The sequence below is a fragment of the uncultured Alcanivorax sp. genome (assembly GCF_947258575.1).
Lineage (GTDB): Bacteria > Pseudomonadota > Gammaproteobacteria > Pseudomonadales > Alcanivoracaceae > Alcanivorax.
Window position 1 is genome coordinate 246102 of the sequence record NZ_CAMYIV010000012.1, and the last position, 12199, is coordinate 258300.

Annotated in this window: 11 protein-coding genes; 7 read left to right on the forward strand and 4 right to left on the reverse strand. The window is 58.5% G+C overall.

What is annotated here, in order from left to right; translation table 11 throughout:
* Positions 1–182: 182 nt before the first annotated feature.
* Positions 183–1754, forward strand: a complete 1572-nt coding sequence (locus Q0Y02_RS14570) for an HD domain-containing phosphohydrolase (RefSeq protein WP_297769995.1) — start codon at positions 183–185, stop codon at positions 1752–1754.
* 211 nt (positions 1755–1965) lie between these two features.
* On the forward strand, positions 1966–2778 hold the full coding sequence (locus Q0Y02_RS14575) for a M23 family metallopeptidase (RefSeq protein WP_297769996.1): 813 nt from the start codon (positions 1966–1968) through the stop codon (positions 2776–2778).
* Between the two features lie 154 nt (positions 2779–2932).
* Here the strand turns inward: Q0Y02_RS14575 and Q0Y02_RS14580 are convergent, their stop codons facing one another.
* Together Q0Y02_RS14580 and Q0Y02_RS14585 are read right to left on the reverse strand one after the other, a co-directional pair.
* Positions 2933–4162 (reverse strand): GGDEF domain-containing protein, encoded by a 1230-nt coding sequence (locus Q0Y02_RS14580; RefSeq protein ID WP_297769997.1) that lies wholly within the window; start codon positions 4160–4162, stop codon positions 2933–2935.
* 125 nt (positions 4163–4287) lie between these two features.
* Positions 4288–4560, reverse strand: coding sequence for an Arc family DNA-binding protein (locus Q0Y02_RS14585; protein WP_297769999.1), 273 nt, complete (start codon positions 4558–4560; stop codon positions 4288–4290).
* 351 nt (positions 4561–4911) lie between these two features.
* Here Q0Y02_RS14585 and Q0Y02_RS14590 point away from each other — a divergent pair, with 351 nt between their 5' ends.
* Positions 4912–5859 (forward strand): LysR family transcriptional regulator, encoded by a 948-nt coding sequence (locus Q0Y02_RS14590; protein ID WP_297770000.1) that lies wholly within the window; start codon positions 4912–4914, stop codon positions 5857–5859.
* A gap of 244 nt (positions 5860–6103) precedes the next feature.
* On the opposite strand, the gene Q0Y02_RS14595 is transcribed toward Q0Y02_RS14590, so the two are convergent.
* Complete coding sequence (locus Q0Y02_RS14595) at positions 6104–7012, reverse strand: 6-carboxytetrahydropterin synthase (protein ID WP_297770003.1); 909 nt, start codon at positions 7010–7012, stop codon at positions 6104–6106.
* Positions 7013–7198: 186 nt separating this feature from the next.
* On the opposite strand from Q0Y02_RS14595, the gene Q0Y02_RS14600 reads away from it, so the two are divergent.
* Genes Q0Y02_RS14600 through Q0Y02_RS14610 form a run of 3 tightly spaced genes read left to right on the forward strand, consistent with a single transcriptional unit; the run spans position 7199 to position 8729 of the window.
* Positions 7199–7537, forward strand: a complete 339-nt coding sequence (locus Q0Y02_RS14600; protein ID WP_297770006.1) for a histidine triad nucleotide-binding protein — start codon at positions 7199–7201, stop codon at positions 7535–7537.
* A 2-nt stretch (positions 7538–7539) separates the two neighbouring features.
* Positions 7540–8142: a GNAT family protein gene (locus Q0Y02_RS14605; protein ID WP_297770009.1), complete on the forward strand. Its 603-nt coding sequence runs from the start codon at positions 7540–7542 to the stop codon at positions 8140–8142.
* Positions 8139–8729 carry an ACP phosphodiesterase gene (locus tag Q0Y02_RS14610; protein ID WP_297770011.1) on the forward strand — a complete coding sequence of 197 codons (591 nt, stop codon included), beginning with the start codon at positions 8139–8141 and terminating at the stop codon, positions 8727–8729. Before Q0Y02_RS14605 ends, Q0Y02_RS14610 begins: the two co-directional genes overlap by 4 nt.
* 2 nt (positions 8730–8731) lie before the next feature.
* On the opposite strand, the gene Q0Y02_RS14615 is transcribed toward Q0Y02_RS14610, so the two are convergent.
* Positions 8732–10036: a sigma-54 dependent transcriptional regulator gene (locus Q0Y02_RS14615; RefSeq protein ID WP_297770013.1), complete on the reverse strand. Its 1305-nt coding sequence runs from the start codon at positions 10034–10036 to the stop codon at positions 8732–8734.
* Between the two features lie 407 nt (positions 10037–10443).
* Here Q0Y02_RS14615 and Q0Y02_RS14620 point away from each other — a divergent pair, with 407 nt between their 5' ends.
* Entirely contained in the window at positions 10444–12153 is a 1710-nt protein-coding gene (locus Q0Y02_RS14620) for a hypothetical protein (RefSeq protein WP_297770015.1), read from the forward strand.
* The last annotated feature ends 46 nt before the right edge of the window (positions 12154–12199 follow it).

The following is a 12199-nucleotide window of genomic DNA, read 5'->3' on the forward strand; positions in this document are numbered from 1 at the left end:
CTCGGAACCGGCAGATGGTAGGCAATCGCGCCCCCGGCTTCAACCGGAACCGGCGGTATATGCGCCGGTCGGAAGGAAATAGACGTATAGCGGTGTGTTTTGCCTGAAATCCCGGCTCAGCCTATGCTTGCTGGGTAAATACACGATTTTGTTACGGATGATCATTGGGAGCTGGATTGCTCATGAACTCCTCTTTGCCCGACACCGCACCGGTGGCGGATGAAAACCTGATGCCGCGACTGTTGCGGGTAGCGCAACATCTCAGCGAGCAGCGCGACGTGCCACGTCTGCTACAGGTGTTGCTGGATGAGGCCCTGTATCTGTGTGAGGCCGATACCGGCTGGGTGTGGCTGTATGCGGATGGCAAGCCCGAGCCGGGCCTGAGCTGCCTGTGCCGCCGGTCCGGTGATGCTTCCCTGCACGAGGAGGCCAGCCTGTTCTGCCCCATGGCGCGCAAAAGCGGTCTGCCCGAGCAGTGTTATGAAGACGGCAAGCCGCTGGCGGTAGATCTGTCGGAAAACGCCCTCAGCGAGGAGGACCAGCATTTACTGGATGCGCTGGCCCCGGATGCTGGCGGCTTACGACTGTGGCCCCTGCGCAACCACGAAGGGGTGGTCATCGGTGTGCTGCAGCTGGCCTATAACCGCGCGCTGCCGGCCCGGTTGCACCGGCTGGGCAAGCACAGCGACCTGATCTTCCAGTCCCTGCTCACCTATGCGGGCATTGCCCTGAGCAACCTGAGCCAGGTGCAGGAACTCAAGGAACTGCTGGATGCCTTTATCAAGGTGCTGGCCCAGGCCATTGATGCCAAGAGCCCGCACACCAGTGCCCACTGTCAGCGGGTGCCGGTGATCACCGAGATGCTGGCCCAGGCGGCCTGTGAGGATAATTCGGACTTTGCGGACTTTTCCCTGGATGAGGATGGCTGGTACGAGTTGCACGTGGCGGCCTGGTTGCACGATTGCGGCAAGTTGGCCACGCCGGACTCGGTACTGGACAAGTCCACCAAGCTGCACACCCTGCATGATCGCATCGATGAGGTGGCCAGTCGCTTTGCCGCCCTGCGTGCAGAGATCCAGTTCCGTTACGAAAAGGCCTGCCTGCTTGATCCCGCTGACGAGCCCGCCAGCCGGGAGCGCATGGAAGCGGAAATCGGCCAGTTGAAGGAAGATCTGGCGTTTCTGGAGCGGATCAACCGGGGCGGTGAAGCCATGGCTCAGGTGGATCAGCAACGGGTACGTGACATCGCTGCGCGGCGCTGGACCGATGCCTGGGGCCAGAAAAAGCCCCTGCTCACTGACGACGAGGTCTACAACCTGTGCATTCCCCGGGGCACCCTGACTCCGGAGGAGCGGCAAATCATCAATGGCCACATGGATGTGACCCTGGACATGCTCGGCTCCCTGCCGTTCCCGCCCAAGCTGCGCCAGGTGCCGGAATATGCGGGCGGCCACCATGAAAAAATGGACGGCACCGGCTTTCCGCTGGGGCTGACCCGCGACCAGATGTCGATTCCGGCGCGCATCATGGCCATCGCCGACGTGTTCGAGGCCCTGACTGCCAAGGAACGACCCTACAAGACGCCACTGAAACTCAGCGAAGCGCTTGGCATCCTGCAACGCATGCGCGACAACGATCACCTGGACCCGGATCTGTACCGGCTGTTCATCCGTTCCCGGGTGTGGCGCCAGTACGCCGAGAAACATCTGGATCCGGTGCAGCTGGATGTGGAGGATGGCAGCGCGTTTTTGTGACGGGTTTTCTGTAGGAGCGTCGCTAGCGAGGCGATAAGTCAGTCACGAGTCACGAGTCACGAGAAGCGAAAATCATCAGGCTTTACCGCGTTTTGGGGTTTGCCTTTCGAAACTCGCTTCTCGCAACTCGAAACTCTGGCTATCGCGCTGCCAACGACGTTATTCGCTACGCTCCTACAACAAGATTGCTGACTTTTTCTTGAGGTTTCCTGTGCGTATTTATTTTTTTGTAGTGCTCTGTCTGCTGTCACCTCTGTCGCTTGCCAGCGACTGGCTGCTATCCCTGGAAGGGGAGCGTACCCAGGGGGCGCTGTTGCGTGGGCAGGTGGCGCCGGAGGTGACGGTCAAACTGGGCGACCGGGCCGTGCGGACCACGCCGGAAGGTTTTTTTGCCGTTGGTTTCGGCCGTGATGACGCCCTTGAGCAGGTGTTGGTACTGGAAAGGCAGGGTGAGGCACAGCAGGTACCTGTGACGCTTAGCAAACGGGAATACGACATCCAGCGAATTGAGGGCGTGCCCAAGCGTACCGTGGAGCCGCCGCCGGAAGCGGTGCTGAAGCGGATCCGGCATGAAGTGGCCGAGATCAAGACAGCGCGGGATACCGACTCTGCCTTGCTGGCCTTCCTCAGTGATTTTCAGTGGCCTCTCACCGGGCGTATCAGCGGTGTTTACGGCAGCCAGCGGGTCTACAACGGCAAGCCGGGCCGCCCCCACTATGGTGTGGACGTGGCACGGCCCACCGGTACCGTGGTGGTGGCCCCGGCGGATGCGGTGGTGACCCTGGTGCAGGACGATAACTATTATTCCGGCGGCACCCTGATCATGGATCACGGCTACGGCGTATCCTCCACCATGATCCACCTCAGCGAGGTACTGGTGGAAAAAGGCCAGACCGTGAAGCAGGGCGACCCGGTGGCCAAAGTCGGCGCCTCCGGCCGCGCCACCGGCCCGCACCTGGACTGGCGGTTGAACTGGTTTGAGGTGAAGCTGGATCCGGTGACGGTGGTGGGGGAGATGCAGTGAACAGTTAATAGTGAATAGTTAACAGCTGCGCGATCCAGGGTTTTCATGTTTGAAACGCAAGAGGCCGCGCCCATTCTCTGGGCGCGGCCTCTTGCGTTTCAAAACCTATAGTCCGCAACCGCGTCGCTGTTAGCTATTCACTATTAACTGTTAACTAACTCAACATCTCCACCAACCCCTGACTGTTCATCAACGCCACCCGATTACGCCCGGCGCCCTTGGCCTGATAGAGGGCTTCGTCGGCCTGTTTGAGCAATTCGGCACTATTGCTGGCGCCGTGGTCGGAGCAGGAGACGCCCACACTGATGGTGACCACCTGGCTGACCCGGGAGCCGCTATGGGGCAGGCCCAGCTGCTCCACCCGATTGCGCATCCGTTCGGCAAACACCAGGGCGTCGTTGAAGCTGGAATCGGTAAGCACGATGACAAATTCCTCGCCGCCATAGCGCGCGACGAAATCGGTCTCTGCCTGAACCATGGAAAGGGGGACGTTGGATATTTTCTTCAGGCATTCATCCCCGGCCGGGTGGCCGTAGGTATCGTTGTACTGTTTGAAAAAATCGATATCGAACAGCAGCAGGCTGATGCGTTCCGGTGCATCCGGGTTACCCTGCTTGTGCAGATGGAACAGGTGATTGAGCCGGGACTCCATGCCGCGCCGGTTGATGCAACCGGTGAGGCCATCCACGGTGGCCTGGTTTTCCAGAACCAGGTTGGCGGAATGCAGTTCGTTACGATGCTGGTAAAGCACGTGTTCGGAGAGGAAGTGCTGGCGCAACAGCCGCTCGTACACATACTGGCCAAACAGGCTCATGCTGGCAAAGGCCATAGCCACCATAGTCAGAGTAGTAGCCTCGAAGGGGGTTCGTTCCGGGTTGGCGATCAGCGTGGCGACCATGGCGCTGATCATCACCGTGGAGCTGAGCAGAGCGGAGTAGAACGGCACACGAACCAGGATGCAGATCATGATGATCGACATCGGGGTGTGCAGGAAAAAGGTATAGGCAAGCGGGTGCTCGACATGCACGCCGAGATAATTGCCGGTCAGTGCGATGGCGAAAGCCAGGGCCAGCGTGGCCGGGTGAAGCCACTCTCGCCACTGGAGTGTGCGGGCGAGAATAACGCAGCCGCCGGCGAGCATCAGGGTGAATAACCGGGGGCGCCAGGAATTGGTGATCACATCCGCGCCGATCCAGGATTCGATCAGCATGGCGGTGGCGATCAGAATGGCGACCAGTCCCAGCGCCCAGGGTGCCACCTTCGACACGCTGGCCAGAAAATAAAGGCGAAAATCTTTTTCCAGCGGCTTTGGCAGACGCAGGTGCCACGGCAAACTGATGTCATTGCCGGTGGGAAGTGGGTTGTGGTTCTGGGGAGCTGTCACGGCCGATAAGGCTCCTTTCTGTCCGTGAGTCGGTGGCGGCCATGTTCCATCATAGAGTATGCCCGTTATTGAAAAAAATCACAGGCGGCCAACGGCACATTGTAAGGACAGAAGGTCGTCAGCGCTCAGTCCAGCAGGGCCAGAAGTGCCTGTTGTTTCCCTGCTGGCAGGCGCCGGAAGCGTTCCAGCAGGTACGCTTCTTCGTTGCCGTCAGGAATTGCTGTTTCGCCATGGGGCAAGGTAGCTGGCCAATTGCTGAGACTGTGCTGCAAGCGGGCAATGATCTCCGCATTCATGCTGCGATGGCTGAGGCCGGCGGTTTCCGCGACACTGGCCCGCATGCCATTGGGAAATCTAACCACGAACTTCTCGGCTCGCGTGGTTGCGCTGCTTGTCATAGTAACCTCTGAATCACACCTGCGAACGATAAATCAGCCTCTATATACAGGGCGGCTGTTCCAGACAACACGACAGGGTGTAGCGTTAACAGTGCATTAGACCTTACGCATTTTTTTGCCTTTAGGCGATACTGGCAGCTTGCCATTAAGCCTCAAACAGCGACCCGGTTAACACCGAAAACGGTAAAAATTGCTTTTACATTGCAATGTTTTCACGCAAATCTCACGCAGTGGCGGGATTTGCCCGGATATTGTCTGCTTTTGGAGGCGTAACTCATTGCCATGTGACACCTCGCATCCCGCGCTATAGAATCCATTTCGGTGATGTTTTCTTAGGTGGCGATTCATATCATGAATATTGGCGCGGCTGACCTGAACCTGCTCAAGTACCTGGACGTGCTGTTGCGCGAGCAGAATGTGACCCGGGCGGCGGAGCAACTGGGTATCACCCAGCCCGCCATGAGCAATTCACTCAAGCGATTGCGCGAACTGTTCGGCGATCCGTTGCTGATTCGTACCAGTGACGGCATGACTGCCACCGAGCGTGCTCAGGAGTTGCGCCCGCTGGTACGCCAGATCCTGTCTCAGGCCGAGCAGTTGTTTACCCCGGAAGATGTGTTCAAGCCCGCAGAAAGTCGCCGGGTGTTTCGCATCATGACCAGCGACTATGCGGAAGCTACCCTGGTGCCACATATCGTGCGGCGCTTGCGTGCAGAAGCGCCCAATGTGGTACTGGATTTTCTGACGCCGTCGGATGTGAGTTACCAGGACATGGAACAGGGCCGGGTAGACATGGCGGTGAACCGCTTCAACGAAATTCCCGGCTCCTTCCACCAGGTGAGCCTGTGGAAGGACTCCTTTTCCTGCCTGTTGAATCGGGATAACCCCATTGCCAAGGGGTTCAACCTGGACAGCTACCTGTCGGCACAGCACATCTGGGTATCGAAAACCGGTTTCGGGGTGGGGTTCGGCATGAACCCGGAAAAACTCGGCGGGCTGGGCTGGATTGATCATGCCCTGGAGCAGTTGGGCAAGAGCCGCAAGATCAGCATCTTTACCCGTCATTACCAGATGCCCGCGTTGCTTGCCATGAACAACGACCTGGTCGCCACCCTGCCCAGCCGCGTGGCGCGCATGCAGGCACAGAATGAACGCTTGCTGATCAAGGAGCCGCCCTTCGACATTCCCCAGTTCGAACTGAAAATGGCCTGGTCGTCGTTGCTCCACCACAACGTGGCCCATCGATGGTTACGAAGGCTGATTCAGGAAGAGGCGGAAAGCATTCTGGCGGAGGAGTAGCTACGAGCTACAAGCTATGCTCGTTGGATAGGGAAAGGGTAGAAAGTCCCCCAGGCGTCGGCATTTCTACGAAGCCGCTGTAGGAGTACCTCTTGAGGTGCGAACCGCGCTTGCGCGGAAATCGCCCGCAGGGCGATCAGGAATCTCAGCGCTCGACAGGTTTCAGAAAGAACGGCGGACGACAATCCTCTGTCGCCTCGCTACGCTCGGTTCGCCATGCGAGCATAGCTCCTACATAAAGGCCTCAAATCACCGCCGCGCCGCTGAGCCAGCCGCTGTGGGTCTTGCCGGGCATGTTTTCGCCGGCTTCGGCGATGGCTCCTTTGCCGATGCCTTCAAAGGCGCGCACGCGGAAGTGCTTGCCAGGGGCTTCGGCGGCCAGTTGTTCAGCGATGTGACCGGCCAGCTGTTCCACGGTGGTGTCGGTGTCCACCAGGTAGCAGTGGTCTTCCGGGATCACCAGTTCGAAGTGCCCCTGGGGGGCATCGTAGCGGAAGCGGTGGTGAGGGATCTCCTCGATGTAGTAGGTCCCTTCCAGATCTTCTTCGGTGCCCAGGTAGATATCTTCCCAGCGGTCCGCCCAGAGTTTTTCCCAGTAGCGGCTGCGTCGGCCATTCTCGAAGATATGGATGCCGGAGCGGTGGCCGTGGGCAATGCGCTGGCAATTGCCGTCGTGTTTCTTCAGACCATGGGAATAATGATAGAAAGGCGCGGTACCGGTATCTTCCTCGCGCAGCACGATGCGTACCTCGGCCACATTGTCCGGCACCACCTGTTGTACCAGGTCCATCAGGAACAGGGTCAGGTTGGCCTTGGAGACTTCCGGGCCGCTCATCAGCAGCAGGCTTTCGCTGGGTGCCACCATGCGGATGGTGCCGCCCCGGTAAAGCCACTCCAGACTGGTATTATTGTCCCGCTCGCTCACCGTGGCGTGCTCGCTGTCCACCGGCACCAGCAGTCGGTGGTCCACGTTGTCGTCGATGATCTGCTTGATGCGCTTCTTGATATGGCCGAAGTCGAACACCATGCCCTGATGATCCAGGTCGCCGGTCAGTTCCAGATCGACCAGCCAGGACTCACCGACCATGCCGCGCTTGGGGTGCAGGTAGGAGAAATCGGCGACGGTTAAATTTTCGACAAAAAGAGTGGCCATGCGGTTCCGGTGGAATAAGGTTGGGTTTCGACAGGCTGCTATAATGCCATTATTCTGGGCTGCCGCTAAGGTGTACGCCACATACAGCGGACATTTTACCCGCAGTTCCCGTGCGAGCTGTGAACCGGGGCACACACTTCGGGCCTGAAAACTGCTCGCCATTGCCTATCCGGAGCGATTCGAACCATGGCTGAAACCCTTTTTTCCAAGATCATCGATCGCGAGATTCCCGCCGATATCATCTTTGAAGACGACCAGTGCCTGGCCTTCAGGGATATTAACCCCCAGGCGCCCACCCACTTCCTGGTAATCCCCAAGAAGCCCATCCCCAAGTTGTCTGATGCCGAAGAGTGCGACCAGGGCCTGCTTGGCCACCTGCTGCTGGTGGCAAGCCGGGTTGCCGAACAGGAAGGGCTGGAGGATTTCCGCCTCAACGTGAACAACGGCGCCGGCGCCAGCCAGACCGTGTTCCATCTGCATGTGCACGTGCTGGGTGGCCGCCCGTTCAGCTGGCCGCCGGGTTGAACATGGCTCGACGCTGGCTGGAACCGGTTACCTTGTCCGGCACCCGGGTGGTGCTGGAGCCGCTGTCGCAGGCGCATGTGCCCGGGTTGGCCCGGGCCTGTGATGACGGCGAGCTGTGGCGCCACTGGTACACCCTGGTAGCCAAGCCGGACGCCATGGATGCCTACGTGGAGCAGGCGTTGCGCCAGCACCAGGAAGAAGGGGCATTACCCTTTGCGGTGCGCCATGCGGCTACTGGCGAGCTGATCGGCTGCACCCGTTTCTTTCGGGTGGATGAGGACAACCGGCGCCTGGAGCTGGGCCACACCTGGTATGCGAAACGTCACCAGCGCTCCGGAATCAATAGCGAATGCAAGTTGCTGTTGCTGGGTCATGCCTTTGACGCCCGCGATGCCATCGCGGTGGAGCTGCGCACCCACTGGCACAACCGCCAGTCGCGCCAGGCCATTGCCCGGCTCGGCGCCAAGCAGGATGGTGTGCTGCGTAACCATACCGTAAGCCCCGGGGGGATTTACCGGGACACGGTCGTGTTTTCCATCATCAACCAGGAATGGCCGGCGGTGCGGCAAAATCTGCGTTATCTGCTGGAGCGTGGTGGCGGATGAATTACTTTGCCCACCTGACCCTGGCGCAACCCACTGCGGCGTCCAAGGTGGGCAATCTGTTGGGTGATTTCATGCGCGGGGTGGACGAAGCCTCGCTGCCGCCACCCGTGCGGTTGGGATTACGCAATCACCGCCTGGTTGACCGTTTTACCGACATGCACCCCCGGGTGCGCGAGAGTCGATGGCTGTTCTCGCCGCATCGCCGCCGGTTTGCCGGGGTTGCGCTGGATGTGCTGTTTGATCATTTTCTGATTCGCCATTGGTCGCGTTTCTATACGCAATCGCTGGATTCTGTCATTACCCGCGATTATGCCCTGCTGCGGCAAGGCGAAATTCTCATGCCTGAACCCATGCGTCGTACCACTGAGCGTCTGGTGACGCTGGATATTTTTCGTCGCTATCAGGATCTGGATCAATTGGGAGAGGTGCTGGACCGCATTGCCGCAAGAATCCGTTTTGCCAATCAGTTTGCGGGCAGCATCGAGGACATTCGTGCGCACTACGGTGAGCTGGAGCAGGTGTTTCTGGCCGTGTATCCGCAGCTGCGGCGGGTGGTTCGCGGTGCCTGCGTGGAGCGAGGACGATAACATCAATGTCGTGCCGGTAGTTGGTACTTGTCCAGCTTGCGATACAGGCTGGAGCGGCTGATGCCGAGAATCTGAGCGGCTTGCTGCACATCACCACAGCATGCCTGCAAGCAATGCTGCAGGTGTAGTTTTTCCTGTTGTTCTCGAAACTCGCGCAAGGTGCAGCATGCGGCGGGTGTTGATAGCGGGGCTGCCAGGCCAAGATGAGCGGGATCAAGCCTGCCGTTATGACTGAGTACTGCCGCCCGCCACAGACAATTGCGCAGCTCCCGTACATTCCCCGGAAAATCATGGCCCTTGAGCGCGTTTATGGCGTCCTCGTTGAGTGGATGCTGGCCGGGCAGCTGCGATAGCAGGGCGTTGGCCAGTTCAGGAATGTCATCGCGATGTTCCCTTAAGGGCGGAAGCGATTGGCACAACACATTGATGCGGTGATACAGGTCCAGCCGAAACCGACCTCTATCTACATCCTCGGCAAGCGGCCGATTGCTGGCGCAGATGATTCGGGCCGGGGAGTGATATTCCCGGTTACTGCCCAGCGGGGAATAGTGGCCGGATTCCAGAAAGCGCAGCAGTGTGGTCTGGCTGGATGCATCCATGTCGCCGATCTCATCCAGAAAGAGCGTGCCATTGGCGGCGTCATGGACTCGACCCCGTCTTGCCTGGGTCGCCCCGGTGTAGGCGCCTTTTTCATGGCCAAACAACTCGGCCACGAACAGGCTGTCGGGGATGGCCGCACAGTTCACCGCAATGAAAGGTTCGCGATGTCGGCTGGAAGCCTGGTGAATCATGCGGGCTGCACATTCCTTACCGGTGCCGCTTTCTCCTTGTAGCAGAACTGGCAGGTCGGATTGGGCGAAGCGCCTGAGGCGTTGGCGTACTTGTTCCATCTGGGCGGATTGCCCCAGCAGCAGAGGTTGTTCGGCGCATACGCTGGTGTGGCAGAGGGCGCTCATGCCCAGTACATGCCCCAGCGTGTTGTGCAGGTGGGTCAGGTTGCAGGGCCAGGTGAAATAATCCCGAAAGCCGTTTGCCACCAGGTGTTGCATGCCCTTGCAGCGCATGGCGCTGTTATCCGTGATTGCCAGGTAGTGACCACGCTTGAGCTGGCCGAGAAAAGGCGCCAGCTTTTCCCGCTGTTCTGTCGTTCGTAGTTCCAGAATGCCCACTGAGGGCCATGCCTGAGGCTTCAGGCTGGTCAGGGGTTGCTGCACCAGATGCCAGCCTTGCTGGTGCAGGTGTTGGGCCAGGGGGGATAGCGTCTGGCTTTCCCAGGCAAACAGGGCCTTGCGGACCAGGGCGTTCATGGTGCTGTCCCGGTTTTGCGACTCCCTTCGCGTTATTGGGAATGGGCGTCGCGTCCTGCGCGTTCGCTAACCTCCTGTTTCTGCCCTCCATCACCAAGATTTACACCATCGGTTGTCTGCTTATATCCGGGCTTTGCAACAAAACGTTGTTGGCATGTAACGCTGTCAAACGGGTGGCGCCTGCATCATCGCAGGGTAATGGCAAGAAGGGAGAGCAACTATCTGAAATTGTTGGTTTTGTTTTTTCCGTTCAAGGCATGGCCGTATTGGCGTCCCGAAATTGGGAAAAAATACGGCAAAAAAATAAGCGTCTTTTTCCAAGTCGTTCAAAAACAACCAATAAAAATCTGGCCCGTTTTTTTCAATGTTGCCTCTGGTATACGCGTATTTATCTGGAGGACGGTCCCATGAAACGATTAGCAGTCTGGCAGCGCTGTTGCTGCTTTCTGATAGCTTTTTTTCTGGGGGTGACGTCCCCGGCAATGGCCAGCAACTTCATCGAAATGGACGGTGATGCAATTGATAATGCCGACCAGGATTGGCAAACCTTCCATAATGGAAACGATAACGGCTCGGCAGCCTTCAGCGGCATCATTGCTGATCCGGCTCCCCTGAGTATTTTTACCGGCGGCGGCTCCAAGGACATCAACGATATTCCCAGCTGGAAGTACCGTGACGGTTCGGTGCCCGACAAGAATGATCTGACTAACGGGTATGCAGCCGGCAAGTTGGTCAATGGTGATCTGGTGCTGCATTTCGGTGCCGACCGTTATGCCAACAATGGCGATGCCATTATCGGCTTCTGGTTTTTTCAGGATCAGGTCGGCCTGGGCGAGCGAGGGGCCTTTGTCGGTGAGCATCAGGAAGGGGATATTTTCGTGGTAATGGAGTTTCCCCAAGGCAGTACCAGCACGCCATATGTGCAGGTGATGCAGTGGGTGAACAGTGGTGGCAACATCAGCAGCAATTTGCAGGAATTGTTTTCCACGGGTGATCCCAAGGACCCGGGTTTTATAGGAGCACTATGCGGCGGCAGCAACGATGATGTGGCCTGTGCCATCACCAATGAGATGTCCGAGACAAGCCCATGGCCTTATCTGTCAAAGACAGGCGAGACGGACTTTCCGCCGGAGTCTTTCTTTGAAGGTTTTCTGAATGTATCCGCCGCCTTGCAGCTGGCAGGCCAGGCTGGCGCGACTCCCTGCTTCTCCAGCTTCATGGTGGAAACCCGTTCTTCCCGCTCGGTGACCGCCCAACTAAAAGACTTTGTGCTCGGCCGCTTCCCGTTGTGTGGCATTGATGTCAGCAAAACCTGTGATGTCACCCGTCTGGCTACGGTGAATGACGATACCGACCGTACCTATGTGGTGGATTTCCAGGGGCTGGTTACCAACAGCGGTGCGGGCACCTTCCCGGCTGGTGAGACGCTTACGGTGATTGATGATGCCGGTACCCCGGACGATACCAGTGACGATGTCACGCTGACGCAAACGCTGCTGTCTGCGTTCGCCCCTGGGCAGACGTTGCCTTTCAGCGGAAGCTTCTTCAGTAACGAAAACCCGCCAACCAATACGGTGGATGCCAGTCTCACCTTTGGTGCCGCCACTGTGTCTGCTGACCCGTACTCCATCCAGTGCCAGTCTTTGCCACTAACGCCAGGGCTCTGGGTCGACAAGGATTGCAGTTCCGGTCTTGTGGCTGAAAGCGGGCAGGTCGTGTTGCAGGTCGGGTATGACATTGCCGTGTGCAATACCGGTGAAGTGCCGCTCAGTGTCGAGCTGGATGACCCTACCGCGGACTATATGAATACGGTCCTGCTGGATGCGGGTCTGCTTTGTGAGACGGATGCGGACTGTGCTGAAGGCGTGGTATGCCGAGGTGTCGGCATGGGGGAAGGAGAGACCGTGGTGAAAGGGGTTTGTGATGCCACCGGCGACATCCTGGGCAGTGATGTCTGCTTTGATGTCAGTGGTGATTACCAGCCGAGCACGGTGCCTTCCGGTGATCGCTACCAGTCCAGCAATACGGTCACTGCCACGGGCAGCAACAGCGAGATTCTGGATGAGGACATCGAAGCCAGCGCCTCTGACCAGTGCAACCTGTGCCCGGGAGGTTAATGAAAATCTGCTTTGTGTGAGGTGAACCTTCAGGGGCCCGTTGGGG